At 65.7% G+C, this 24,856-nt stretch carries 21 protein-coding genes; 6 read left to right on the top strand and 15 right to left on the bottom strand.

Going from position 1 to position 24,856, the window contains the following annotated elements; genetic code table 11:
- Positions 1-8: 8 nt before the first annotated feature.
- The 4 genes from QRQ56_RS16325 to ggt form a co-directional block, all read right to left on the bottom strand.
- Positions 9-2,297 (bottom strand): xanthine dehydrogenase family protein molybdopterin-binding subunit, encoded by a 2,289-nt coding sequence (locus QRQ56_RS16325; protein WP_438741534.1) that lies wholly within the window; start codon positions 2,295-2,297, stop codon positions 9-11.
- Positions 2,294-3,319 carry an FAD binding domain-containing protein gene (locus QRQ56_RS16320; protein ID WP_438741532.1) on the bottom strand — a complete coding sequence of 342 codons (1,026 nt, stop codon included), beginning with the start codon at positions 3,317-3,319 and terminating at the stop codon, positions 2,294-2,296. Before QRQ56_RS16320 ends, QRQ56_RS16325 begins: the two co-directional genes overlap by 4 nt.
- A gap of 4 nt (positions 3,320-3,323) precedes the next feature.
- Positions 3,324-3,938 carry a (2Fe-2S)-binding protein gene (locus tag QRQ56_RS16315; protein ID WP_438741531.1) on the bottom strand — a complete coding sequence of 205 codons (615 nt, stop codon included), beginning with the start codon at positions 3,936-3,938 and terminating at the stop codon, positions 3,324-3,326.
- 166 nt (positions 3,939-4,104) lie between these two features.
- Positions 4,105-5,691, bottom strand: coding sequence for a gamma-glutamyltransferase (gene ggt / locus QRQ56_RS16310; RefSeq protein ID WP_438741529.1), 1,587 nt, complete (start codon positions 5,689-5,691; stop codon positions 4,105-4,107).
- Between the two features lie 210 nt (positions 5,692-5,901).
- Here ggt and trhO point away from each other — a divergent pair, with 210 nt between their 5' ends.
- Together trhO and QRQ56_RS16300 are read left to right on the top strand one after the other, a co-directional pair.
- Complete coding sequence (gene trhO / locus QRQ56_RS16305) at positions 5,902-6,669, top strand: oxygen-dependent tRNA uridine(34) hydroxylase TrhO (RefSeq protein ID WP_438741527.1); 768 nt, start codon at positions 5,902-5,904, stop codon at positions 6,667-6,669.
- Positions 6,659-6,877, top strand: a complete 219-nt coding sequence (locus QRQ56_RS16300) for a SlyX family protein (RefSeq protein WP_438741525.1) — start codon at positions 6,659-6,661, stop codon at positions 6,875-6,877. The genes trhO and QRQ56_RS16300 overlap by 11 nt, the downstream gene beginning before the upstream one ends.
- 118 nt (positions 6,878-6,995) lie before the next feature.
- Here QRQ56_RS16300 and QRQ56_RS16295 read toward each other — a convergent pair whose 3' ends face one another.
- Both QRQ56_RS16295 and QRQ56_RS16290 read right to left on the bottom strand, forming a co-directional pair.
- On the bottom strand, positions 6,996-8,900 hold the full coding sequence (locus tag QRQ56_RS16295) for a sensor domain-containing diguanylate cyclase (protein ID WP_438741524.1): 1,905 nt from the start codon (positions 8,898-8,900) through the stop codon (positions 6,996-6,998).
- Between the two features lie 175 nt (positions 8,901-9,075).
- Positions 9,076-9,291, bottom strand: a complete 216-nt coding sequence (locus QRQ56_RS16290; RefSeq protein ID WP_438741522.1) for a hypothetical protein — start codon at positions 9,289-9,291, stop codon at positions 9,076-9,078.
- Positions 9,292-9,398: 107 nt separating this feature from the next.
- On the opposite strand from QRQ56_RS16290, the gene hemE reads away from it, so the two are divergent.
- Positions 9,399-10,442 (top strand): uroporphyrinogen decarboxylase, encoded by a 1,044-nt coding sequence (gene hemE, locus QRQ56_RS16285; RefSeq protein ID WP_438741520.1) that lies wholly within the window; start codon positions 9,399-9,401, stop codon positions 10,440-10,442.
- Positions 10,443-10,451: 9 nt separating this feature from the next.
- Here the strand turns inward: hemE and QRQ56_RS16280 are convergent, their stop codons facing one another.
- From QRQ56_RS16280 to QRQ56_RS16265, 4 genes are all read right to left on the bottom strand, one after another.
- Positions 10,452-11,114 carry a response regulator transcription factor gene (locus QRQ56_RS16280; RefSeq protein WP_438741519.1) on the bottom strand — a complete coding sequence of 221 codons (663 nt, stop codon included), beginning with the start codon at positions 11,112-11,114 and terminating at the stop codon, positions 10,452-10,454.
- Positions 11,115-11,255: 141 nt separating this feature from the next.
- Complete coding sequence (gene hemC / locus QRQ56_RS16275) at positions 11,256-12,236, bottom strand: hydroxymethylbilane synthase (RefSeq protein WP_438741516.1); 981 nt, start codon at positions 12,234-12,236, stop codon at positions 11,256-11,258.
- A gap of 24 nt (positions 12,237-12,260) precedes the next feature.
- Positions 12,261-13,886 carry a GMC family oxidoreductase gene (locus tag QRQ56_RS16270; RefSeq protein ID WP_438741514.1) on the bottom strand — a complete coding sequence of 542 codons (1,626 nt, stop codon included), beginning with the start codon at positions 13,884-13,886 and terminating at the stop codon, positions 12,261-12,263.
- A 53-nt stretch (positions 13,887-13,939) separates the two neighbouring features.
- Entirely contained in the window at positions 13,940-14,530 is a 591-nt protein-coding gene (locus QRQ56_RS16265; RefSeq protein ID WP_438741513.1) for a TetR/AcrR family transcriptional regulator, read from the bottom strand.
- 98 nt (positions 14,531-14,628) lie between these two features.
- Between QRQ56_RS16265 and QRQ56_RS16260 the strand changes: the two genes are divergently transcribed.
- Complete coding sequence (locus QRQ56_RS16260) at positions 14,629-14,994, top strand: nuclear transport factor 2 family protein (protein ID WP_438741511.1); 366 nt, start codon at positions 14,629-14,631, stop codon at positions 14,992-14,994.
- A gap of 22 nt (positions 14,995-15,016) precedes the next feature.
- On the opposite strand, the gene QRQ56_RS16255 is transcribed toward QRQ56_RS16260, so the two are convergent.
- Entirely contained in the window at positions 15,017-15,496 is a 480-nt protein-coding gene (locus QRQ56_RS16255; protein WP_438741509.1) for a MarR family winged helix-turn-helix transcriptional regulator, read from the bottom strand.
- A gap of 50 nt (positions 15,497-15,546) precedes the next feature.
- On the opposite strand from QRQ56_RS16255, the gene QRQ56_RS16250 reads away from it, so the two are divergent.
- Positions 15,547-17,088, top strand: coding sequence for an FAD-dependent oxidoreductase (locus QRQ56_RS16250; protein ID WP_438741507.1), 1,542 nt, complete (start codon positions 15,547-15,549; stop codon positions 17,086-17,088).
- Between the two features lie 240 nt (positions 17,089-17,328).
- Positions 17,329-19,290 carry a putative bifunctional diguanylate cyclase/phosphodiesterase gene (locus QRQ56_RS16245; RefSeq protein WP_438741505.1) on the top strand — a complete coding sequence of 654 codons (1,962 nt, stop codon included), beginning with the start codon at positions 17,329-17,331 and terminating at the stop codon, positions 19,288-19,290.
- Positions 19,291-19,423: 133 nt separating this feature from the next.
- On the opposite strand, the gene QRQ56_RS16240 is transcribed toward QRQ56_RS16245, so the two are convergent.
- The 4 genes from QRQ56_RS16240 to pgm form a co-directional block, all read right to left on the bottom strand.
- The gene (locus tag QRQ56_RS16240; protein WP_438741504.1) at positions 19,424-20,404 is read right to left on the bottom strand and encodes a PDR/VanB family oxidoreductase; all 981 of its coding nucleotides are present in this window, start codon (positions 20,402-20,404) and stop codon (positions 19,424-19,426) included.
- An 11-nt stretch (positions 20,405-20,415) separates the two neighbouring features.
- On the bottom strand, positions 20,416-21,168 hold the full coding sequence (locus QRQ56_RS16235; RefSeq protein WP_438741502.1) for a GntR family transcriptional regulator: 753 nt from the start codon (positions 21,166-21,168) through the stop codon (positions 20,416-20,418).
- A gap of 3 nt (positions 21,169-21,171) precedes the next feature.
- Positions 21,172-22,221 carry an aromatic ring-hydroxylating dioxygenase subunit alpha gene (locus QRQ56_RS16230; RefSeq protein WP_438741501.1) on the bottom strand — a complete coding sequence of 350 codons (1,050 nt, stop codon included), beginning with the start codon at positions 22,219-22,221 and terminating at the stop codon, positions 21,172-21,174.
- Between the two features lie 331 nt (positions 22,222-22,552).
- The gene (gene pgm, locus QRQ56_RS16225; protein WP_438741500.1) at positions 22,553-24,199 is read right to left on the bottom strand and encodes a phosphoglucomutase (alpha-D-glucose-1,6-bisphosphate-dependent); all 1,647 of its coding nucleotides are present in this window, start codon (positions 24,197-24,199) and stop codon (positions 22,553-22,555) included.
- Positions 24,200-24,856 lie beyond the last annotated feature (657 nt).

The following is a 24,856-nucleotide window of genomic DNA, read 5'->3' as shown; positions in this document are numbered from 1 at the left end:
CCACCCCTCTAGACCTCGATATTTTCCAGGCGAACCGGGAGCTTGCGGATGCGCTGGCCGGTGGCGTGGTAGATCGCGTTGCAGATCGCGGCATTGGTGCCGACATTGGCGAGCTCGCCGAGACCTTTGACGCCGGCCGGGTTGATGCGATCGTCCTGCTCGGTGAGCATGATCACCTCGACGCCGGATACGTCCGCATTCACGGGCAAGAGATAGTCGGCCAGATTGTCGTTGACGTAGCGCGCGGTGCGCTCGTCGATTTCCGTGGCCTCCAGCAGCGCCGACGACATGCCCCAGATCAGCCCGCCCATCAGCTGGCTCCGCGCCGTGCGGGGATTGACGATGCGGCCCGCCGCGAAGGCCCCGACCAGCCGGGGACAGCGGATCTCGTGCGTGAAGCGGTTGATGCGGACTTCGACGAACTCCGCGCCGAACGCGTAGGCGATCTGGTCCTTCATCTGGTGACCGCCGACGAGCCTGGGGTGCCCGCTGTGCATGGCGCGGAAGGAATCCAGAGGCGCGCCGTCCGGCTTCCACTCGCCATATTCCTCGACGACGCCGACGCCGAGCGCGTCGAAGGCCTTCTCGAGGTCGACCGGACGATCACTCTTGGCAGCCTGGGTCGTCGGCGCCTGGCCGATGCCAACGGTCTCCTTAGCCTTGTCCGTGAGACTGTCAGGCATCATCGCCTTGAACAGGCGCTGGCGGATTTGATCGCACACCATCATGACCGCCGAGCAGGTGCTCGCGGTCGAGTTCGATCCGCCCGCAACCGGCGCCGGCGGCAGGTCGCTGTCGCCCATGAAGACGGCGACCTTCTCGAGCGGCACGCCAAGTCGCTCGGCCGCGGTCTGTGCGATCACCGTGTAGGCCCCGGTGCCGATCTCGTGGCCCGCGATCTCGACCCGGGTACGACCGTCGCGCTGCAGGCGCACGCGCGCAGCAGATGGCGCCATCTGCGTTGGATAGCAGGTCGCTGCGCAGCCATGGCCAATCAACCAGTCGCCGTCCGACATCGATTTCGGCTGCGGCGAGCGCTGCGCCCAGCCGAAAGCCTTGGCGGCTTCGTCGAAGCACGCCATCAGCGAGCGCGACGTGTAAGGTTTTCCGCCGATCGGCTCATTGGTGGTGTCGTTGATGCGGCGGAGCTCGACCGGATCCATGTTCAGCTTCACCGCCAGCTCGTCCATCGCGCATTCCAGCGCAAACAGATACGGCACCTCCGGCGGCGAGCGCATGAAGCCCGGCGTATTGCGATCGGCACGTACGATCGACACCAGGCTGTCCACGTTCGGGCAGGCATAGAGCCGTGTCGTGGTCTTGGTGCCCCCGACGCAATAGGCGTCCGCGCGCGAGGAGACTTCCGCACCTTCGTGCCGCAGAGCGACCAGCTTGCCGTCCCGGCTCGCGCCGAGCTTGATCTCGTGCCGAGTCTCGGCGCGATAGGTCGCGATGGTAAAGCCCTGGTCGCGGGTCGGGACCAGCTTGATCGGGCGGTTCAGGCGCCTGGCAATTCCGGCAATGATGGCGGTCCGTGGCGTCATCGAGCCGCGCGAGCCGAAGCCGCCGCCGACATAAGGATTGACCACGCGCACCTTGTCGGCGTCGATGCCGAGCTGCTCGGCCACGCCGTTCTTCAAGCCATAGACGTATTGGCTGCCTTCATAGATGACGAGATTGTCTCCCATCCACGCGCAGCTCGTCGTGAACAGCTCCATCGGATTGTGGTGTTGCGCCGGCGTGTCGTAGGCCGCGGTGATCTTGACCTCGGCCTCGTCGAACCCCTTGGCGAAATCACCGACCTTGGCGTCTTCCTTGAACTGTGCGCTCTGTCCTTTGGCCGCAGCCGCGGTCGTTCCCGGCGAGTCGAAGGTCGCGCTTGGGGCGACTGCGGTGTAGCTGACCTTGACCCGATTTGCGGCCTCACGCGCGGCCTCATAGGTTTCCGCAACGACGACGGCGATGATCTCCCCGTCATGGGATATCTCGGCGGACTTCAGTGGCTGGATCGTGGTCCCGGCATAGCCGCCGTCGCTGAAGAGCTTCGACTCCTTCAGCTTCGGGGCGTTCTCGTGCGTCACGATCTCGATCACGCCGCGAACGCTCTTGGCGTCGTCGAGATCGAAACGGTCGATGCGCCCCTTGGCGATCGCGCTTGTGACGAGGAACGCATAGGCGGGATTGTCCAGCGGCATGTCGGAGGCGTAGGTGGCCCGGCCCGTTACCTTCACGACCGCATCATAGCGCGGCACGGGCTGGCCCATATTCTCCTTCGGCTCGGGAGCTGCAGCGGTCATGATCGGATCTCCATCGTTACGGCCTGCTGCAGCGCGCGCGCCACCACGCGCTTGCCGAGCGCAATCTTGAAGCTATTGTGCCGGCGGCCGCGCGCCTCGGCGAAAGCGGCATCCGCAACGCGTTGCGCGAGGCCGTCGTCGAACTTCTGTCCCTTCAGAAGCGCTTCCGCGTCCCGCGCCCGCCACGGCACTGTGGCGACGCCGCCCAGCGCAATCCGCGCGTCCCGGACCGTGCCGTCCTGCACGTCGAGGGCGATCGCCGCCGACGACAGCGCGAATTCATAGGATTGTCGGTCGCGCGCCTTGAGATACACCGAACGCGGCCAGCGGCCGGAGACCGAGAAGGCCGAGATCAGCTCGCCGGGCTGCAGCGTGGTCTCGATGTCGGGCGTGCTGCCCGGCGCCTTGTGCAACTCCGCGAAAGGCATCTTGCGGATGCCGGACTTACCGGTGATCTCCACGACGGCATCCAGCGCGATCAGCGCCTGGGCAAAATCGCCGGGATAGGTCGCGATGCATTGGTCGGACACGCCGAGCACCGCATGCATGCGGTTGACGCCGTCCATGGCGGCGCAGCCCGAGCCGGGATTGCGCTTGTTGCAATTCTCGTAACTGACGTCGCGGAAATAGCTGCACCGGGTCCGCTGCATCACATTGCCGCCGAGCGTCGCCATGTTGCGCAGCTGGGCGCTGGCCGCGAGCTTCAGCGAATCCGCGATCACCGGATAGTTGCGCTGGACCTCGGCATGGGCGGCGACGTCCGACATCTTGGCGAGCGCGCCGAGCCGCAGGGTGCCGTCACCCCTGGGCTCGATCGCCGACCAGCCCTCAGCCAGCGGATTGATATCGACGATCCCCGCGGGCCGCATCACGTCGAGCTTCATCAGGTCGATCAGGGTGGTGCCGCCGGCCAGCGGCTGCGACACCGCCTTGGTCAGGGGCGTGTTGGCAGCGGCCGCAGCGCTGAGCGCCTGCACGGCCGCGGCCGGGTCGGTGGCTCTCTGGTACGAGAATGGTCGCATCCGCCTAGCCTTTCATGATCTCGGGCGCGGCCTGCTTCACGGCGGCGACGATGTTGGGATAAGCGGCGCAGCGGCAGATGTTGCCGCTCATATATTCGCGGATATCGGCCTCGCTGCCGGCGTGACCCTCCCTCACGCAGGCGATCGCCGACATGATCTGGCCCGGCGTGCAATAGCCGCACTGGAAGGCGTCGTTGTCGATGAAGGCCTGCTGCATCGGATGCAGGCGTTCGTCGGTGGCGAGGCCCTCGATGGTGGTGATCTCCTGCCCTTCCGCCGCGAGAGCGAGCGTCAGGCACGACACCACGCGCCGCTCGCCGATCAGCACCGTGCAGGCGCCACACTGGCCGTGATCGCAGCCCTTCTTGCTGCCGGTGAGCTTGAGATGGTCGCGCAGCGCATCGAGCACCGTGGTGCGCGCATCGATGCGCAGACGCTTCTCCTTGCCGTTGACCCGCAGCGTGACCTCGACGGGCAGCGACGGATCCTGTGCGACCGGAGCCCTGGCCTCCTCAGCGGCCGCGCGCGCCGCGATCGGTACGAGCGCGCTACCGGCCGCGCCGGCCACGAAGGCACGGCGATCGAATCCTGATGGCTTGGAACTTGACGAGTCCGACATCGACGCCTCCGCCGCTTCCTGCAAAAGCGGCGCACGCCTGCACCGCTCATCGCCCCTTAACCGAAAGCGATGAGCGCAGTTCCGAACGAGAAAGGGCGGCGCAGCAAATGCCGCACCGCCCTTCGTCAACTTTTCCTGATCCTGCGATAGGAACCTTGCGCGCCGATCAATACCCCAGCGCGCAGCCATCCTTGCGCGGATCGGAGCCGCCGGTGAGGGTGCCCTTGTCCCAGTCGATCCAGATCGCCTGGGCGCCGCCGAGCGGGCCGACCACATTGGTGGTCTTGTGGCCGAGCTTCTTCAGGCCCTCGACGACGTCGGCGGGAACGCTGTCCTCGAGCTGGTACTGGCCCTCGTAATGCAGGCCGCGCGGCATGTCGATCGCCTCCTGCACGTCGCAGCCGTAGTCGAGGATGTTGGTGAGCAGATGAGTCTGGCCGGTCGGCTGGTACTGGCCGCCCATCACCGCGAACGACATCGTGGAACGGCCGCCCTTGGTGAGCAGGCCCGGCATGATCGTGTGCAGCGGACGCTTGCCGCCTTCGATGCAGTTGGGATGGCCCGGCTGGATGCGGAAGCCGCCGGCGCGGTTCTGGAGCAGCACGCCGGTCTTGTTCGAGACGATCGCCGAGCCGAAGGAATGCGCGACCGAGTTGATGAAGGAGCAGACGTTGCGGTCCTTGTCCACCACCGTGATGTAGATGGTCGAGGGATTCATCGGCGGCGCAACGTTCGGCAGGTCGAGCATGCCGTCCAGGCGGATCTTGCTGATGTACTCGTCGGCAAAGCTCTTCTCGAGCATCTCGGCGACGTTGATCTTCATGTGATCGGGAGAGGCGACATGCATCTCGCGGTTCATGTAGGCGATCCGCGCGGCCTCCGCCTCGAGATGGAAGCGCTCGACGCTGACGGGCGCGTACTTGGTCAGGTCGAAGCGCGACAGGATGTTGAGCATCAACAGCGCGGTGACGCCCGGGCCGTTCGGCGGGCACTGCCAGACGTCGTGGCCCTTGTACATGGTGCCGATCGGCGTCGTCACTTCGGTGGTGTGCGCGGCGAAATCGTCGAGCGTGTGCAGGCCGCCGATGCCCCGCAGCGTCTCGACCATGTCTTCGGCGATCGCGCCCTTGTAGAAGGCGTCGCGGCCGTCCTTGGCGATCGCGCGCAGCGTCTTGCCGAGCTCGGCCTGGCGGATGACGTCGCCGGCCACCGGCGGCTTGCCGCCCGGCAGCAGGTAGCGCACGGTGTTGGTGCCGGCCTTCAGCTTCTCGAACTGGTTCTTCCAGTCGAAGGCGATGCGGGGCGCGACGACATAGCCTTCCTCGGCCGCCTTGATCGCCGGCTGCAGCAGGCGGTCGAAGCCGAACTTGCCGTGATCGCGCAGGACGGTCGCGAAAGCATCGATCACGCCGGGGATCGAGACTGCATGCGCCGAGGTCAGCGGCACGGAGTTGATCTTGCGCTCGAGATACCAGTCGGCGTTGGCAGCCTTCGGCGCCCGGCCGGAGCCGTTATAGGCGATGATCTTGCCCTCGCCGCGCGGCTGGATCAGCGCGAAGCAGTCGCCGCCGATACCGGTCGATTGCGGCTCGATCACGCCGAGAATGGCCGAACCCGCCACCGCCGCGTCCACCGCCGTCCCGCCCTCGCGCAGCACCTCGATCGCGGCCAGCGAGGCCTGCGGATGCGAGGTCGCAACCATCGCGTTGGTAGCGTGGACGGTGGACCTGCCGGGGAAGTGGAAGTTTCTCATCGAATTCTTGCTCTCGTTAGGCCCTCATGGGCCGCTGGCGCGGGGGCCCGCGCATCTCGGAAAAACCGGGCTTACATGACACATTCCGGCCCGCCCCGGCAATGGCTGGCATACCAGGGATATGGCTGCCATCCGCTGGGCGTATAGACCTTTTGCCGCCCGGGGCCACGCGGGTTTTCTGGGCGGCGGCCGCCTGCTAAACGAGCCGGCATGATCTTCAAGGTCGCCGCCTTTTACCAATTCGCCGCCCTGCCCGATTACCGCGAGCTGCGTGAGCCGCTGCGCGCGTTTTGCGCCGGCCTCTCGCTCAAGGGCAGCGTGCTGCTGGCCCAGGAGGGCATCAACGGCACCATTGCGGGCGCCCCTGAAGCCATCGATGCCCTCGCCCTTGAGCTCGCACACGGCGAGCTGTTCGGCGGCAGGCTCGACAATCTCGAATTGAAATTCTCGGCCGCCGAGGCGATGCCGTTCGGTCGGCTCAAGGTGCGGCTGAAGAAGGAGATCGTCACGCTGGGCGATGCGGCCGCCGATCCGACCCGCCGGGTCGGCACCTATGTCGATGCCCGCGACTGGAACGCGCTGATCTCGGCGCCCGATACGCTCGTGCTCGACACCCGCAACGCCTTCGAGGTGGCGATGGGCACGTTCGAAGGCGCGGTCGATCCTGAAATCAAGAGCTTCGGCCAGTTCAAGGACTTTGCCGCCGAGAAGCTTGATCCGGCAAAACATCGCAGGATCGCGATGTTCTGCACCGGTGGCATCCGCTGCGAGAAGGCGAGCGCGCATCTGCTCGCGCGCGGCTTCGCCGAGGTCTATCACCTCAAGGGCGGCATCCTCAAATATCTGGAACAGGTGCCGGAGGCGCAGAGCCGCTGGCGAGGTGAATGCTTCGTGTTCGACGAGCGCGTCACGCTTGGCCATGGCTTGCAGGAAATGGGTCTGCGCGAACGGAATAAGGACGCAACGCGTGACGAATGAGATCAGGACGCTGAGCGAGCGCATCGACACGCTGGAGACGCGCCTCGCCTACCAGGACGACACGATCGAGACGCTGAACCAGACCATCACCGCGCAGTGGAAGCAGATCGACATGCTGACGCGGAAGATCACCGAGCTCGGCGAGCGGCTGCAGGAGGCCGAGACGAATGCGCCGGGCCCCGCCAACGAGCGCCCGCCGCATTATTGAGCTCTCGTGGCGATGCGCTGCTGAACCGGGGCCCAACTGGCGCGAAGAAAGAGCCTGGCTCAGCGCCGCACCGTTTCACGCTGCGTCGCGTCCGGGACACAAGCCCCCATCGGCCACCTTACTGGCCGGATGCCTTGGGCAGCAGATTGACGAGCTCGCCGGACATCATCAGGCGGTCGCGGCCCGCTTCCTTGGCGGCGTAGAGCGCCTGGTCGGCGGATTCGACCAGCGAGGACACGCCCGCCGTCCGCTCCAGCGCCGGCCGGCAGGTCGCGCCGCCGACGGAGACGGTGACGCATCCCGACGTCTCATTGCTGCTGTGAACGAGGCCGGCATCGTGAATGGCCTTGCGGATCCGCTCGCCGACGAGCGCGCAGCCGGCCGCATCGGTGTTCGGCAGCAGCATTGCGAATTCCTCGCCGCCGTAACGCGCCGCCAGATCGCCGGCGCGCTGCGTCTCGGCCGCGATGATCTTCGCCACCAGACGCAGGCAGGCATCGCCCGCGGGATGACCGTATTCGTCGTTGTAGGCCTTGAAGTGATCGACATCGATCATCAGCAAAGCGAGGCTGGAGCGATCGCGATAGGCGCGCGCCCATTCCTCCTTGAGCCGGTCGTCGAAGCGACGGCGATTGGCGAGGCTGGTGAGGCTGTCCTCGATTGCCAGCGTCTCGAGCCTGTTTTCCAGCTTCTTGTGCTCGGTGATGTCGCGGGAGATCGCGACCACGCCGTCGACGCGACCATTGTCCTTGCGCGTCACGCGCATGGTCGATTCCAGCCAGACCTCGCCGTTCTTCCGGTGCGAGTTGCGGTAGGTGAGGCGCGCCTCCTCCCGCTCGCCGCGCTTCATGGCGTCGACGATGGCCTGGACCTCCGGCAGATCCTCCGGGTTGATGCCCGCCAGCGCCGGGGTGCCGATCAATTGATTGGCGCGCCAGCCGACGACCCGCGAGGACGAGGGCGAGACATAACGCAGCCGCTCGTCGAGCCCGATGCGGGTCACCATGTCGCTGGAGCCTTCGGCGAGCAGGCGGAAATGCGCCTCCTTCTCGACCAGGGCCGCGGCCATACGCTGGCCGCGCTGCAAATGCCGCACCAGCACGGCGCCGATGATGGCGATCAGCATCACCAGTGCGACGACGTAGAGCATGCGGGAGACCGCCGCGGCACGCCAGGGCGCGAGCAGCTCCTCCTTGTCCAGCGTGGCCAGCATGACCAGCGGATAGCGGCCGGAGCGCTTGAAGAAGCTGAGGCGCTCGGCGCCGTCGAGCGGCGACTTGAAATGATAGACGCCGCTCGCCCGCTGCAGGCTGGCATCGCGGAACAGCGGCGTATCGCCGACGCTGTGGCCGACGAACTTGTCGTTGCTGGGATTGCGGGCGATGATCAGTCCGTCGCCATGCATCAGCGCCGTGGAGCTGTTGCGGCCGATCTCGAACTGCTCGTAGAAATGCGCAAGATAGCGGGAGCTGATGGTCGCGAGCACCACACCGCCGAAGCTGCCGTCCGGCTTGTTGAAACGGCGCGACAGGGTGACCACCCATTCGCCTTCGAGGAGGCTCTTCACGGGATGGCCGACAAAGGGCTCCCGTTTCGGCGAGAGCTGATGATAGCGGAAGAAGGCATCGTCGCTGAGGGTCGACGCGATCGTGCCGGGCGAGGTCAGCCAGTTGCCGTGCTCGTCGATGATGGCAAGGCTGTGGATTCGCGGCACGGCCTTCTTGCGTGCCTCGAGGACGTTGCCGAGCTTGGCGATCGTCTCGGGACTGGTCCCGTCCATCTCGATCCGGCTGACGTTGCCGACGACCCCGGAATCCAGTAGATCGAGGCTGTCCTCGGCATGTTGAGTGAGCGAGCGCGTGACGTTCGCCATCTCGGTCTCGGCGCCCTTGAGGACAGCATCACGCGCGGCCCATTCGCGCCAGGCGCTGACGCCGAGGATGGTCACGCAGGTCAGCGCAACGAAAGCCGCCGCACGTAGCGGCAGGTGGCTCCATCCAGCTCGTTGGGTCGCAGGGCTCATGCGGCAGAATTCTCCGATCGTTCGGAAACTCTGCCGCTTCTATTAGTGAACTCTGAAATGACTGCTGGAATCGGCGGCTCTTTGGCCGGGTTCCAGTAGTCCTACGGATGCCGCGATTAGTGCATCGCTAACAAGCTGTTAGCGGGCCTATCGGAATCCGGCGCCCCTCCGCCTGTTAGCTGAAGATCGCCTTGACCTTGTCCCAGAGCGAGGGACTGTCGGCGTCCGCATCGGCCTTCGACGGCGTCGGCTGGGCGGCGCTCACGGGATCGGATGCCGGGAACGAGTCCCTCAGTCCGGCGTCGAGCTTGGATTGCCGGTCGGCGGCGAGCGCCTCGTGCAGATCGTCGGCGTGCTTGTCGTGCGGCGCGGGATTGAATGTCTCAGCCATGATCTCCTCCATCGGCCTAATCAACGCGGCCCGATTGAGCTGGTTCCCCTGTTCCGCTGAGGGCCGAGGCGGTGTATCAGGGGCGACAACCCTGTTCAGGACCATTCGTGCCCCAATCTGCCAAAATGCCCTTCATCGACGTGCTCTCCGGCCAGCGTCAGAGCATCCCGCCCATGTGGATGATGCGGCAGGCCGGCCGCTATTTGCCGGAATATCGCGAGGTGCGCGCCAAGGCCGGCGGCTTCCTCGACCTCTGCTTCAACCCGGAGCTTGCGGCCGAGGTGACACTGCAGCCGATCCGCCGGTTCGGCTTCGACGCCGCGATCATCTTCTCGGACATCCTGGTGATCCCCTACGCGCTCGGGCGCTCGGTGCGATTCGAGGTCGGCGAGGGCCCGCGGCTGGATCCGCTGGATGATCCCGCAAAGGTCGCGACGCTGGCGCCGCGCGCCGATCTCGACAAGCTTCAGCCTGTATTCGACGCATTGAAGCTCGTGCGCACCGCGCTCGATCCCAAGACCGCGCTGATCGGCTTCTGCGGCGCGCCGTGGACGGTGGCGACGTACATGGTCGCAGGCCAGGGCACGCCCGACCAGGGACCAGCCCGGATGATGGCCTACCGCCATCCGGAGGCGTTTTCGAAAATCATCGACGTGCTGGTCGAGAGCTCCATTCAATATCTGCTGGCGCAGCTCGAAGCCGGCGCCAACGCCTTGCAGATCTTCGACACCTGGGCCGGCGTGCTGCCGCCGGCCGAGTTCGCGCGCTGGTCGGTCGAGCCGACGCGGCGCATCGTCGAAGGCGTGCGGGCCAAGGCGCCGGATGCCAGGATCATCGGCTTCCCCCGCGGCGCCGGCGCACAGCTGCCCGGTTACGTCGAGGCAACCGGCGTCAATGCGGTCAGCATCGACTGGACCGCGGAGCCCGCCTTCATCCGCGAACGCGTGCAGAGCAAGGTCGCCGTCCAGGGCAATCTCGACCCCCTGGTGCTGATCACCGGCGGCGCCGCGCTCGACCGCGCGGTCGACAACGTGCTGGCCAATTTTGCGCAAGGCCGCTTCATCTTCAATCTCGGCCACGGCATTCAGCCGGAAACGCCGATCGCCCATGTCGAGCAGATGATCAAGCGCGTGCGAGACGGGCGCGGTTAGATCCGGGGATCACAAGGACGCGCTCTGCCAGCGGCCCTCTCCACCCGCAACTGCCGCGACGGGGTTTGTTCGACTGCGCCGGCCTGCCTCGAAAGTCGCGATCGCAAGCTGGGCTATCGTCTTGACCCCGGCCTTTCGCATGATGCTGGCGCGATGGTCCTCGACCGTTCGCGGGCTGAGGTTCAATTTGCGACCGATGATCTTGCTGGTCGAGCCGGCAAGCAAATGATCCAGCACTTCCTGCTCTCGCCTGGTCAGCCGCCAGGACGTCTTGAAGTCGTCGGCCGGAGCCGGCGCGCGCGTCTCGACGCTCGCTCCGGCATCCGCAATCCGCGCGATGAGATCGGCGGCGTTGAACGGCTTCTCTACGAAATCTGCGGCGCCCAAATGAAGCGCGCGTACCGCGGTCGGAATGTCACCTTGGCCCGATAGCATGAGGACCGGCGTAGGATTGGACATGCGCCGGAGTTCGCTCAGGACGTCGAGCCCGGATTCGGCCGGCAGACAGAGGTCCAGGAGGATGCAAGCCGGGCAGCTCTGGCCGAGGCGCGCAAGCAACGAACCGCCATCCGCGAAAAACACCGGTCGATATCCGGCGCGCTCGAGAACTATTCTCAGCATCGCGCGCATCGTGAGATCGTCTTCGAGAATGAAGACTTCATTGCCAGCCATCGTCGCCACTCTTTTTTGTCAAAGTGACGGCTCTATGCGCCCGCGCGGCCGGCAGGAGAAGCGGAAGATGTTAAGACAGTTCTCGATTAGATAAGGGCAACTTTACCTAAAACTTGCTCGAATTAGGCTGGAATTAATCTTCTAGCGCGGCCGGCTGCGCTCGATGATCTCGGCGGCGCCCTTCATCAGCAGGTCCAGACCCACCGCACGGCCGAGTTCGCGCGGACGATCGGCAGGGCCTTGGCGCGAAGCTTCGATGATGGTGTTGCCGGAGAGGTCGAGCACGGAGGCGGTGAGCGACATCTGATCGCCCGCGATGGTCGAGAAGCCCGCCACCGGCGAATTGCAATGACCGTTCAGCACCCACAGCACCTCGCGCTCGGCATCGGCAGAGGCGTGCGCGGCGGGATCGTCGATCGATGACAGGATCTGCCGCGTCTGCCAGTCCTGCGCGGCGCATTCGACGGCGACGATGCCCTGCCCCGCCGCCGGCAGCATCTCGGCCGCGGTGAATTCATAGGCGATCCGGCCGGCGAGGCCGACGCGGTCGAGGCCCGAACGCGCCATGATAAGCGCGTCGGCCGGGCCCACGGCGCCGCCATCCGGCAGGCGCTGCAGCTCGCCATTGTCGAGCTTTCGCACGCGCGTGTCGGCCGCGCCGCGGAAGTGGATCACCTCGACATCCGGAAACAATCGATGCGCATAGGCGGCGCGGCGCACCGCGTTGGTGCCGATCTTGAAGCCCTTGCCGCGGGACTGACGCAGCGCTTCCAGCGTCACGCCGTCGCGCAGCACCAGCGCATCATTGGGCGGATCGCGCGACAGCGTCGCCCCAATGACGAGGCCGGGCGTGTCCTCGTTGCCAGGCATGTCCTTCAGCGAATGCATCGCCGCCTGCAGGTCGCCCGACACCACGGCAGCCCGGATCTGGGCCACGAAGGCGCCGCCCTTGCCGCCATGGGGCAGCAGCTTGCTGGTCTGGTCGGTATCGCCCGTGGTGTCGAACTTGACGATCTCGACGTCGAGGCCGGGCACGGCGGCGGTCAGGCGGCGTGCGATCTCTTCCGTCTGTGCCAGCGCCATCGCGCTCTTGCGTGTGCCGATCCTCAGTCGCGTAGCCAAGCAATTGTCCTTTCGAGCGGCGAATTACCGCGCATCCTCCAATATCATGTCGGAGGCCTTTTCGGCGATCATGATGATCGGCGCGTTGGTGTTCCCCGACACGAGATCCGGCATGATCGAGCCGTCGACGACGCGGAGGCCTTCGAGCCCCCTCATCTTCAGCCGCTGATCGACCACCGCGAGCGCGTCGTTGCCCATACGACAGGTCGAGGTCGGATGGTAGATGGTGCTGCCACGGTCGCGGCAATAATCCAGAATTTCGGCATCCGTGGATACCTTCGTGCCAGGGTCGTACTCGCCGACCACGAACGGCTTCAGCGCCGGCGCATTGAGGATTTTGCGCAGGATCTTGATGCCCTCGACATTGGTGGTGCGGTCGGTCTCGGTCGACATGTAGTTGATGCGGATTTCCGGCGGCACGGCCGGATCGGCGCTCCGGATGCGCAGGGAACCACGGCTTTCGGGACGGAGCTGGCAGATCGACGCCGTGAAGCCGGAGAAGTCGTGCAGCCTCTCGCCCATCTTGTCGGTCGAGAACGGCAGGAAGTGCACTTGGATGTCGGGCGAGGCCAGGCGCGGGCTGGTCTTGAAGAACGCGCCCGCGGTGCCGGCCGCGATCGTCAGCCAGCCTTTCCGGAACAGCGCATAGCGGGCGCCGGCCAGGGTGCGGCGGAGTGGATTGTTGACGGTGTCGTTGAGCGTGATCTTCTGCGAGCAGCGCATGACGATGCGGACCTGCATGTGGTCCTGCAGATCGTGGCCGACGCCCGGCGCATCGAGCACGACATCGATGCCGTGACTGCGCAAGAGATCGGCAGGGCCGACACCGGAGAGCTGCAGCAGCTGCGGCGAATTATAGGCGCCGCTCGACAGCACGATTTCCTTGCGCGCACGGGCGCGGCGGATTTGCGCACCCTGCCGATATTCGACACCGACGGCGCGGCGGCCCTCGAACAGCACGCGCTGGCCGAGCGCTTCCGTCTCAACCTTGAGATTGCCACGGGCCTTCGCCGGGCCGAGATAGGCCACCGCGGTCGAGGCGCGGCGGCCGTTGCGCGTCGTGGTCTGGAACAGGCCGACGCCTTCCTGCTTGGCGCCGTTGAAGTCGGGATTATACGGCAGACCGGTCTCGACCGCGGCGTCCATGAAGGCTTTCGACAGCGGATCGGTCACGATCATGTTCGATACCGGCAACGGTCCATCCGCGCCGTGATACTGATCGGCGCCGCGCGACTGGTTCTCGGCCTTCTTGAAGTAGGGCAGCACGTCGTCATAACCCCAGCCGGTATTGCCGAGCTGGCGCCAGCGATCGTAATCCTCGTGCTGGCCGCGGACATAGAGCAGGCCGTTGATCGAGCTCGAGCCGCCCAGCGTCTTGCCGCGCGGCTGGAACACCTGCCGTCCCTTCAGCTCGGGCTCCGGCTCGGTCTGGTACATCCAGTTGACGGTCTTCTCCTTGAACAGCTTGCCGTAGCCGAGCGGCACGTGGATCCAGATATTCGAATCCTTCGGGCCGGCCTCGAGCAGCAGCACGCTGTGCTTGCCGTTCGCGGAGAGGCGGTTGGCGAGCACGCAGCCGGCGGAGCCGGCGCCGACGATGATGTAGTCGAATTCGGGATCAGACGGCGTCAGGGCTGAGTTTGCGTTCATGCGCTACTGTTCTTCTTGTTGGAGCGGGCGTTTCCGTATCGTCACTAGCACGATCATGGCTTGGCGCGCAGCGCCTCGACCAGCGACTTGAACGCACGGGCATATTCCGCGCCCGCTCTTGCGATATCGGCGCGCCCGGCGCAGGCGACCGCAGCCTCCGTCACCGCGCCGAGCAGCAGCCGCGCCAGCGGCTCGACCGGCTGGCGTGCGATCAGGCCGGCCTCCATGGCGGCCGCGATCGCACGCGGCAGCTTGCCGCCGAAATGCTGCGCGTCGATCTCGCGCCAGCGCTCCCAGCCGAGCACGGCCGGGCCGTCGCGCAGGATGATCTGGCCGGTCGGGCCCTTGGCGGTCGCAGCAAAGTAATGCTGGGTGCCGGCGACCATCGCGGCGAGCACGTCCTTCTCGGCGCGCGCGGCCCCGTCGATCTCGACGACGAGGTCGCGCGAGACCTGGTCGAACACGGCCTCGAACACGGCCTCCTTGGTCTTGAAGTGATGATAGACCGCGCCCTTGGCGATGCGGGCGCCTTGCGCGATCTCGTCCATGGTGGTGGTGGCAAAGCCCTGCGTCCCGAACAGGCGGCGCGCCGCCGTCAGGATCGCTTCCGATGTTGCCGCCCGCCGTTCCGCCTGCTTGGCCATGATCCCGTCTAATCCAATCGTGCGCGCCCCGCCAGTTGACTTTTCGACCATCGGTCGGTATTTACCGACTATCAGTCGGTTTTATTCTGAGGTGCGCCATGCCGAGCCGTGACGTCGTCGAAGCCTTTGCCAAGCGTCTTGAGGACGGGGATTTCATTGGCGCGATCGAACATTTCTATGTGCCCCACGCCGCGACCTACGAGAACAATGCCGCCCCGACGGTCGGGCGGGAAAATCTGGTAGCCAAGGAGCGCGGCGTGCTGGCCGCGACCAAGGTGGTCAAGGCCGTCCGCATCGGCCCGAGCCTGATCGAGGGCGACCATGTCGCGACGCGCTGGACCTTCAGCTTCACCAATGCCGAAGGCGTCACGCGGACGCTGGACGAGATCGCGTGGCAGACCTGGCGCGGCGACAGACTGATCGAGGAGCGGTTCTTTTACGACCCGAAGCAACTCGGGCGGTGATGAACCGCGCCCTGCGTGATCTTCAGCCGGGATCGACCGGTGCGATCATCGCGTCTGCGAGCTTGCGCATCAAACGTACCAAGTCCTCGACATCCTGTTCATCCCAAGTTGCGAACATTGACCCAACGATCCGTTCGCGCGCTCTGTCGACCGCGTCCGTCATCGCCTTGCCGGTGGGGGTGATGGTGGCTTCACTGATCCGCCGGTCCGCTTCGCTGGCTTGGCGCTTGACCAAACCCAGCGTTTCGAGCTTCGCCACCTGGCGGCTGACCGTCGTGTAGTCCCGCCCCATACGATCGGCGAGGTCGACGACGCCGATCGGACCACGCCGCTCAATGCCGACCAGCAACGGGAACAGCGCGCGATCGAGCGATATCCCGGCCTCCCGGATCATCGTCTCATCACCCTGTCGGCGGTTCATGACGCTGACGATGTCGATCAACGCCTCGTGAAGCGAACGCACCTGCTTCCTAATATGTGTATTTTGCACCCTTCTTGACATCCCGACTGCCCTCTGCCTAATATGTGCATATTACACATATTGAGGGTGCCATGACAAAGCAATTCACAGCTGACGTCCTGATCTGCGGCGCAGGTGCGGCCGGCCTCACGCTTGCCATCGATCTGGCGCGGCGGGGCGTATCCTTCCGGCTGATCGACAAGTTGGACCGTCCGTTCCACGGCTCTCGCGGCAAGGGAGTTCAGCCGCGCACCCAGGAGATCTTCGAGGATCTCGGCATCATCGACCGCATCGTGGCGGCCGGCGGGCTCTACCCGCCGCAGCGCGTCTACCGTGCCGACGGCGGCTTCGTTGAGTTCGAGGTCGCGGAGCATGTCGCTCCAACGCCGGCCGAGCCGTACCACATGGCGCTGATGATCCCGCAATTCTTGACCGAAAGCGCGATGCGCGAGCGTCTGCTCGAACTCGGCCAGCGCGTGGAATTCGGCCGCGAACTGGTTGGCCTGGAGCAGGACGAGGACGGCGTAACTGCGCGCCTATCGGGCGCGGCGGACGAGGAGACGATGCGGGTACGCTACCTCGTCGGCGCCGATGGCGGCCGCAGCTTCGTGCGTCACGCCCTCGATATCGGCTTTCAGGGCAAGACGCTCGGCGTGCGTGCCGTCGTCGCCGATATCGCCCTGACCGGTCTGGATCGCAGCGCGTGGCACCGCTTCAACGATGGCGCTATGGATCGCCAGATCTCGCTGTGTCCGCTGGCGGGAACGGAGCTGTTTCAGCTGCAGGCGCCGATCCCGCTCGACGGCGAGGTCGATTTGTCGGCCGAGGGTCTCTCGGCGATGATCGCCGAGCGTACCAGGCGCAACGACGTACGCGTTCAGTCCGTGCACTGGGCGTCGGCCTATCAGATGAACGCCCGCCTCGCCGATCGTTACAGGGATGACCGTGTGTTCCTGATGGGCGATGCGGCTCACATTCATCCCCCGACCGGCGGACAAGGTCTCAATACGAGCGTGCAGGATGCCTACAATCTCGGCTGGAAGCTCGCGGCTGTCATCGACGGTGCGTCCGCAACTCTGCTCGACAGCTATGAATGCGAGCGACGTCCCGTCGCCGCTGGCATGCTCGGCCTCGCCGGCGAATTGCTGGAAGCCGCCAAGCGCGGCGACTTGAAGCGCGGCCGCGAGGTGCAGCAACTCGACATCGGTTATCCCGGTTCGCCGCTCGCGCTGGAAGATCCGGCACGCCCGAACGGCGTGTTCGCGGGAGATCGCGCACCGGATGCACCGCTACGCGGGGCCGCGGGGCAACCCATACGCCTGTTCGAGTTGCTCAAGGGATCCCACTGGACCCTGCTCGGCTATCGGGTGAAACAAGAATCCGTGCCGGCGCGCACGGGACTGCATATCCATTGCATCGGTCCGCAGGGAGAGTTCATCGACGAAAGCGAGCACTTCCGCAGCGCGTACAGCGTTTCACCCGGGGATTGGGTGCTGGTGCGTCCTGACGGTTACATTGGGGCGTTCGTGGGCTCGCAGCAGGTGGACAAGCTCACGCATTTCCTGGCCGAACAGGGGCTCCCCAACACCGGCCCCCTCGAAGGCGGGCGATCCGACACGACGAGACGGTTGTGATCGATTGGCAGGCCGTGGCGAACTGGATGTCCCGCTTTCGCGGGACATGACAGCGGAGCTAGTCGCCAACATTTCTCCGCCATCGCGCATTTGTATCGATTTGTTATCGATACTCTGTTGCGAACACGCAGAAGTGGTCGCGCGAGGGCCGCGAGGCAGGATAATTCATAGTTCGTCAAAGGTTTGCGGCGAATTCTCCGGACCGAGCCGGACGAACGGCCCCTGCTGCTAGGCTCTGGAATGCGGACTCACCTGACCACCTATTTCGCGCGGCTGTTTGCCGGCGATCTGTCGGCGTTCGGCGGTCCCGTGACGGACGAGGCCGTGGCCGGCCACATCCGCGCCGAGCAGATGTCGCTCGTGCTCGGCTATTCCGTCGGCATCATGCTGGCGAATGCCTGCAACGCCATCGTGCTCGCCATCGCGCTGTGGCAGTCGCCGGACCGGATCTCCGCGCTGATCTGGGCCACCGCCGTGGCCGGCTCTGCGATCGCCTTCGGCCTGCAATCCCACGCCGCACGCCGCATCACCAAGCCGCAATTCGTCTCGCGCCGCGCCATGCAACGCCTGGTGCGCAACGCCTTCGTCCTCGGCACCGCCTGGGGCATCGTCCCCGTCGCCTTCTTCACCGATGCTTCGACCGGCGGCCAGCTCGTCATCACCTGCCTGTGCTCGGGCATGCTGGCGGGCGGCGCGCTCGCCTTCGGCACCATCCCGATCGCGGCCATCGCCTTCACGGCGCCGATCTTCATCGGGATCGCCATCTGCCTCGGCAGGAACGGCGACCTCGCCTTCCTGCTGATCGCCTTCCTCGTCGTGGTCTATGGCAGCGTGTTGATCCGCGGCGTGTTCGTCAATGCGTTCTCGTTCGCGCGGCGCGTGACGCGGCAGATCGAGGCCGAGCGCTCGGTGCGGCTGGATCCCCTGACCCACCTGCCCAACCGCGTCGCCTTCAACGAGACGCTCGAGGCTGCGCTTAAGCGGCTGACATTGTCCGGCGAGGAGTTCGCGGTGCTCCTGCTCGATCTCGATCGCTTCAAGGAGGTCAACGACAAGTTCGGCCATCCCGCCGGCGACGAATTCCTGGTCGAGGTCGCAAGCCGCCTGCGACGCTGCACGCGTCCCGCCGAGCACGTCGCGCGCATCGGCGGCGACGAGTTCGCGCTGGTGATGGCCAACCTGGCACGACCCGAGGACGCGCTCGAGATCGCCGAGCGTTTCGTCGCGGCCTTCACCGAGGCGTTCCGCATCGAGGGCCGCCAGATCGTGGGCGCGACCAGCGTCGGCATCGTGCTGGCACCGCGCGACGGCACGACGCCGCTCGACGTCATGAAGAATGCCGATGCCGCGCTCTATCGCGCCAAAAAGGCGGGGCCCGGCACGATCCGCTTCTTCGAGGCCAGCGACGACAGGGTGTCACGCGACCGCAAGGCGCTGCAATCGGACCTCGAGGGCGCGATCGCGCGGAACGAGCTGTTCCTCGTCTTCCAGCCGTTCCTCGATCTCGACGAAGGCCGCATCACCGGCTTCGAGGCGCTGCTGCGCTGGCAGCATCCCGAGCGCGGACTGGTGCCGCCGAGCGAATTCATCCCGATGGCGGAGGAGACCGGGCTGATCCACGAGATCGGCGAATGGGTCATCCGCCGCGCCTGCGCGACGGTCGCCCAATGGCCCGATGACATCCGGGTCGCCGTGAATTTCTCCGCGGCGCAGTTTCACAACGCCGGCATCCTCCAGATCATCGTGCAGGCGCTTGCCGAGGCGAAGATCGCGCCGCACCGGCTGGAGATCGAGATCACGGAATCGATGCTGCTGTCGAAATACGGCTCGGCCGAGCCGGTGTTGAACGCGCTGCTGCAACTCGGCGTCACCGTGGCGCTGGACGATTTCGGGACGGGCTTCTCGTCCCTCACCTATCTGCGCAAGCTGCCGTTCAGCCGCATCAAGATCGACCAATCCTTCATCCGCGACATGCTGGCGCAGCCGGACTGCGCCGCGATCGTGAAGTCGGTGATCTCCCTGGCACGCGACCTCGACATCGACGTGGTCGCCGAGGGCGTCGAGACCGCCGACCAGCTCGAATATCTCAGGCAGTTCAATTGCGACGAGGTGCAGGGCTATCTGATCAGCCGCCCGGTCTCGGCCGATGGCGTGCTGGCGCTGCTGGAGACGAAAAAGCTCCGGGCGACGTTCGCGGCGTAGGTTTTCCCGCGCGGCGATCCTTCGATGGCGCCGTAGCCCGGATGGAGCGAAGCGCAATCCGGGACAGCGCGCGCCGGGGCAAGACCGCCCCGGATTTCGCTTCGCTCCATCCGGGCTACGATCCTTTCCGACCTCAAACCGCGTCCGCGCGCAGCAGCGTGTCCACGGTGATGGTGCCGCGGGCACGGGAGACGCAGGCGCAGATCTTTTGGTTGCTCTCTTTCTGATGATCGCTGAAGAAGACGTCGCGATGGTCGATCTCGCCGTCGACCTCGACGACGTCGATGGCGCAGAGCCCGCATTCGCCGCGCTTGCAGTCGGATATCACCTCAAAGCCGCTGGCGTTGAGCACGTCCAGCATCGAGCGCTCGCGCGGGATTTCGAGCTCGATATCGGAGCCCTTCAGGCGGACGCGGAAGGTTTCGGTCGGCAGCGTGCCGCTGGAGCCGAAGGTTTCGTAGCGAAGGTCCGTCAGCGGATGGCCGGCCCCGATCCAGGCATGGCGCGCGGCATCAAGCATGCGCATCGGACCGCAGAACAGCGCCAGCGCGCCTTTCGACACCGAGGCGAACAGTGCATCGAGATCGAGGCGCCGGCCTTCGTCGCCGGCATGAACGACCAGGCGATCGCCGAGCAGCGCGGCGAGATCGTCGAGATAGGCAGCCTCCGCCCGTGAACGCACAGCATAATGCAGCGTGAAATCGGCGCCGCGCCGTGCCAGCGCCTGTGCGGCGCCGAGGATCGGCGTGATGCCGATGCCGCCGGCGATCAGGCAATAGTTTTCGCGGGACCAGTCCACCGCGAGCAGCGAGGCCGGCTGCGTGATGTCGAGCCGCGCGCCCGGCTTAAGCTGCCACATGTAGCGCGAGCCGCCGCGGGAATCCTCGGCGCGGCGCACCGCGATCCGCAAGCCGGCCGGCGAGGCTTCGCCGACCAGCGAATAGGATCGCGTCTCGGGCAGACCGTCGATGGTCACGTTGACATTGATGTGGCTTCCGACCGGATAGGCGATGCCGTCGAACCGATCGGGGCGGATCAGGAATTCGCGGATGCCGGGCACGAGATCGCGCGTCGAGACGAGCGTCGCCGGAGTCCAGGTTTCGATGAAGCGCATGGCGAGGGCCCTCAGTCGGTTGCGGACTTGATCAGCGCGAGCGCCGGCAAGAGGTCCAGATGGGTCCGGTTGCGCAGCGCCAGCCGCAGATTGCGCACTGCCAGTCGCGCGTGCTCGCGCATGATGGCCTCGGCGCGCGCGCCTTCGCGGTTCTCGATGGCGTCGATCACGATCCGGTGGTGGTCCTGCCCGATGATCAGGATCTGCTGCGCTTCGGGCAGCGCCGATTGCGCCATCACGAAGCCGCTCGGCGAAGCGAACGGCAGCGCCGAGGCGCGGTCGATCTGGCGGATCAGCGGCGGGCTGCGCGACAATTCGGTGAGCAAAGCGTGGAAGCGCGCGTTCAGCGTCACGTAGGACGAGAACGCCTCGATCGAGATCGGCACCTGGCGCAGCAATTCGTCGATCGCGGCCAGGCATTCCTTCAACGGCTCGAGCTCGCGCGCGGAGACGCCGCGCTCGGCCGCGAAACGCGCCGCCAGGCCTTCCAGCGTGCCGCGCAGCTCGATGGAATCGGAGATGTCGCGCTCCGAGAACGCTTTCACCATGAAGCCGCCGGACGGGATCGCCTCCAACAGGCCCTCCTCCTCCAGCCGCACCAGGGCCATGCGCACGGGGGTGCGCGAGGCGCCGGTGGTTTCCACCGCCTGCAGCTCGGAGATGCGCTCGCCCGGCCGCAACGCGCCGGACAGGATCTGGTCGCGCAGCGCGAGCTGCGCCTTCACGGTCTGCGAGACGGAGCGGTCGACTTCGCGCTCGGCCATGCTCTACTCCGCGGCCTGCAGGCGCGGCGGCGTGCTTTCCTTTGCCACCATGTTGTCGATCAGCTTGCGTGACCACATCGCGCCGGCGTCGATGTTGAGGTTGTAGAAGATGCGGTCCGGGTTCTCGTCCATCGCGCGCTGCTGGGCTTCGAGGATCAATTCGTCCTCGTGGAAGATGCCGGAGACGCCCTCGCGGATCTCGGAGGTGATGCGCTGCTCGTCGAGCTGGTAGTTGCGCACGAAGGCCCAGAAATAATGGCAGGTCTTCTCGGTCTCGGGCGTGATGGTGTTGAGCACGAAGCCGTTGACGCCTTGCGAGCGGTCGCCTTCCGGCGCGCCGGTACCCGTCGGCGCCACGCCGACGTCGATGGCTATGGTGCACGGGGCTTCGAAACGGATGATCTGCCAGCGATCGACGGGGACGGTCTTGCCGAGCTGCTTGGCCCAGAACGGCGGCGGCTCGATGTTGCGCATCCAGCGCGTCACCGTGACCGTCTTCTCGCCATGGGTGACGTCGAACGGCGCCTCGGCCACCGCCTCGTTGCCGATCGACGAGCCGTGCACGAAGGTCTCGTGGGTGAGGTCCATGAGATTGTCGAGCACGAGGCGGTAGTCGCATTTGACATGAATGGTCTTGCCGTCGCCGGCCCAGGCCGGATCGTGATTCCAGTGCATGTCGGGCACGAGCGCGGGATCGGCCAGCGCGGGATCGCCCATCCATAGCCAGATGTAGCGGTGACGCTCGACGACGGGATAGGAGCGCACGCAGGCCGACGGGTTGATGGTCTCCTGCGAGGGCATGAAGGTGCAGCGCCCCTGCGCGTTGTATTTGAGGCCGTGATAGCCGCAGACGACGGTATCGCCCTCGAGCCGGCCCTTGGACAGCGGCACCAGGCGGTGCCAGCAGGCATCCTCCAGCGCGGCGACCGAGCCATCGGCCTTCCGATACACCACGACATGCTTGCCGCAGATCGTGCGCGGCAACAGCGCCGGCTTCACCTCGGCATCCCAGGCGGCGGCGTACCAGGCGTTCATCGGGAAGGGTTTTGTCATCGGTCTCACTCCCACGGCTTATGTATGCGTTATGTATACAATAGCGACGGGGTGGAATCGTTCAAGGCCATATTTGGCGTAATATAATACCTATACATGACCTAGTGTATACATACAAACGAGATGTCATCGCCCGCGAAGGCGGGCGATCCAGTACCCCGCGGCGGAAATTTTCAGGACAAATGACCGCCGCGGCGTACTGGATTCCCCCACTTCGCGGGAATGACAGCGGTGATCGCAGCGCAGGCCCGCGGTGCAGCCAACCCTCCCCCGCAAGCGGGAGAGGGGGCGCACCGTCATTGTGGCCGGAGCGCCGCTGCTCTCTGAGCGGCTACGCCCCGAACACCTTCGCCAAACCCGCCTGCGCCTCTTCCTGGATGCGCTTCAGGTGCTCGGTGCTGCGGAAACTCTCGGCGTAGATCTTGTAGACGTCCTCCGTCCCCGACGGCCGTGCCGCGAACCAGCCGAAATCGGTCTCGACCTTGATGCCGCCGAAGGGCTGGCCATTGCCGGGCGCCTTGCTCAGCGTTGAGCGGACCGGATCGCCGGCGAGATTCCTGAGGCCCAACTGCTCGGGCGTGACGGATTTGAGGATGTTCTTCTGCGGGCCGGTCGCGGCGACGTCGATGCGCGCGTAATGCGGCATGCCGAATTCGGCGGTGAGCTCGCCAAACAGCTGGCTCGGATCGCGGCCGGTCTTCGCCATCATCTCGGCGGCGAGCAGGCCGAGGATGACGCCGTCCTTGTCGGTGGTCCACACCCCGCCGTCGCGGCGCAGGAACGAGGCACCCGCGCTCTCCTCCCCGCCGAAGCCGAAGCCACCGGTGAGGAGGCCGTCGACGAACCATTTGAAGCCGACCGGCGTCTCAACCAGCTTGCGGCCGAGCTTCTTGGCCACGCGGTCGATGATCGAGCTCGACACCACGGTCTTGCCGATCGCGGCATCCCTGCCCCAGTTCGGGCGGTGCGCGAACAGATAGGAGATCGCGGTTGCCAGATAATGGTTCGGGTTCATCAGGCCGCCGGTGCGGGTGACGATGCCGTGGCGATCGGCATCGGTATCGTTGGCGAAGGCGACGTCGAAGCGGTCGCGCATCCCGATCAGGCTCGCCATCGCGTAAGGAGACGAGCAGTCCATGCGGATCTTGCCGTCCCAGTCCACCGTCATGAAGCGGAAGGTCGGGTCGATCGCCTCGTTCACCACCGTCGCCTTCAGGCCGTAACGGTCGATGATCGGGTGCCAATAGTGCACGGCGGCGCCGCCGAGCGGATCGATGCCGATATTGATGCCGGCGGATTTGACCAGCTCGAGATCGACGACGTTGCCGAGATCGGCGATGTAAGGCGTGACGAAATCATAGGCGCGGACGTTCGACGATTTCAGCGCCCTGGCATAGTCGATACGCTTCACGCCCTTGAGGCCGTCGGCGAGATAGGCATTGGCGCGCTTCTCGACGACGCCCGTGACATCGGTGTCGGCCGGGCCGCCATGCGGCGGATTGTACTTGTAGCCGCCGTCCTCCGGCGGATTGTGCGAGGGCGTGATGACGACGCCGTCGGCGAGGCCGCCGGTCCGCCCTTTATTGTAGGTGAGGATCGCATGCGAGATCACGGGCGTCGGGGTGTAGCCGCCGTCCTTGTCGATCATGATGTCGACGCCGTTGGCGGCGAACACCTCGACGGCACTGACCAGCGCCGGCTCGGCCAGCGCATGGGTGTCGATGCCGATGAAGAGCGGGCCGGTCAGGCCCTTTTCGCGCCTGTAATCGCAAATCGCCTGGGTGGTCGCGAGAATGTGGCCTTCGTTGAAGGTGTTCTTGAACGAGGTGCCGCGGTGGCCGGAGGTGCCGAACGCCACCCGCTGAGCGGGGTCCGTGACGTCGGGCTTGCCGGCAAAATAGGCCGTCACCAGCCGCGGAATATTGGTGAGCGCGTCCGGCGAAGCCTGCTTGCCTGCCGCGGGATGAACATCAGCCACTGGAAAGTCCTCGTTCTGTCGTAACAGAGATAGCGGAGCACCATAGCATCGGCCGGGCCCTCGCCAAGGGCACAACACGCGCGACGGGGGAGGCGTTCCCTGGAGGGGATTGCCGTGGCCTGGATGAGCGAAGCGATATGCGGGACCATCTGCCCCGGATATCGCTTCGCTCATCCGGGCTACGGACTGGAGTTGGACGGGACCAAGGAATTCCGTCGAGAGCCGGGTGGCCCGCGCGCTCTCGTCGTCATTGCGAGGAGCCCTTGCGACGAAGCAATCCAGAACTGCCTCCGCGGAGGCAGTTCTGGATTGCTTCGCTGCGCTCGCAATGACGGTGGATGCGGTGGCAGCCTGCTTCTCCACCAACACTGTCATTCCCCGCGAAGGCGGGGAATCCAGTACGCCGCGGCTTCTCGGTTTGATCACTACGGCCTCGGAGTACTGGATCGCCCGCCCCCGTGCGCAATCGCGCACAAGGCGGGCGATGACACTGAGTGTGATAACGGACATGCCTGTTCGGCCTCGCGGCTCAATTCGCCCGAGCTTTGCTTGGTCTCGCCACCCTCAAATCCAAGAGGGCGCAGGGAAGACCGGGTGCCGACTACGCACCCGCGGTCCGCTGCGCGAAATGCACACGCAGGAAGAACCGCACAGCAG

Origin of the sequence: Bradyrhizobium sp. U531 (assembly GCF_051710265.1) — a bacterium.
Classification (GTDB): domain Bacteria; phylum Pseudomonadota; class Alphaproteobacteria; order Rhizobiales; family Xanthobacteraceae; genus Bradyrhizobium.
Note: the sequence above shows the minus strand (reverse complement) of the source record. Positions and strands in the feature narration are given on the sequence as shown.

Coding starts and splice junctions, on each gene's coding strand:
- trhO (WP_438741527.1), top strand. CDS start 5,902: ATGATCTTCAAGGTCGCCGCCTTTTACCAATTCGCCGCCCTGCCCGAT.
- QRQ56_RS16290 (WP_438741522.1), bottom strand. CDS start 9,291: ATGGCTGAGACATTCAATCCCGCGCCGCACGACAAGCACGCCGACGAT.
- QRQ56_RS16315 (WP_438741531.1), bottom strand. CDS start 3,938: ATGTCGGACTCGTCAAGTTCCAAGCCATCAGGATTCGATCGCCGTGCC.
- QRQ56_RS16230 (WP_438741501.1), bottom strand. CDS start 22,221: ATGACAAAACCCTTCCCGATGAACGCCTGGTACGCCGCCGCCTGGGAT.
- QRQ56_RS16320 (WP_438741532.1), bottom strand. CDS start 3,319: ATGCGACCATTCTCGTACCAGAGAGCCACCGACCCGGCCGCGGCCGTG.
- QRQ56_RS16325 (WP_438741534.1), bottom strand. CDS start 2,297: ATGACCGCTGCAGCTCCCGAGCCGAAGGAGAATATGGGCCAGCCCGTG.
- QRQ56_RS16280 (WP_438741519.1), bottom strand. CDS start 11,114: ATGGCTGGCAATGAAGTCTTCATTCTCGAAGACGATCTCACGATGCGC.
- QRQ56_RS16270 (WP_438741514.1), bottom strand. CDS start 13,886: ATGAACGCAAACTCAGCCCTGACGCCGTCTGATCCCGAATTCGACTAC.
- QRQ56_RS16265 (WP_438741513.1), bottom strand. CDS start 14,530: ATGGCCAAGCAGGCGGAACGGCGGGCGGCAACATCGGAAGCGATCCTG.
- QRQ56_RS16240 (WP_438741504.1), bottom strand. CDS start 20,404: ATGCGCTTCATCGAAACCTGGACTCCGGCGACGCTCGTCTCGACGCGC.
- QRQ56_RS16255 (WP_438741509.1), bottom strand. CDS start 15,496: ATGTCAAGAAGGGTGCAAAATACACATATTAGGAAGCAGGTGCGTTCG.
- QRQ56_RS16245 (WP_438741505.1), top strand. CDS start 17,329: ATGCGGACTCACCTGACCACCTATTTCGCGCGGCTGTTTGCCGGCGAT.
- QRQ56_RS16250 (WP_438741507.1), top strand. CDS start 15,547: ATGACAAAGCAATTCACAGCTGACGTCCTGATCTGCGGCGCAGGTGCG.
- QRQ56_RS16295 (WP_438741524.1), bottom strand. CDS start 8,900: ATGAGCCCTGCGACCCAACGAGCTGGATGGAGCCACCTGCCGCTACGT.
- QRQ56_RS16235 (WP_438741502.1), bottom strand. CDS start 21,168: ATGGCCGAGCGCGAAGTCGACCGCTCCGTCTCGCAGACCGTGAAGGCG.
- ggt (WP_438741529.1), bottom strand. CDS start 5,691: ATGAGAAACTTCCACTTCCCCGGCAGGTCCACCGTCCACGCTACCAAC.
- QRQ56_RS16260 (WP_438741511.1), top strand. CDS start 14,629: ATGCCGAGCCGTGACGTCGTCGAAGCCTTTGCCAAGCGTCTTGAGGAC.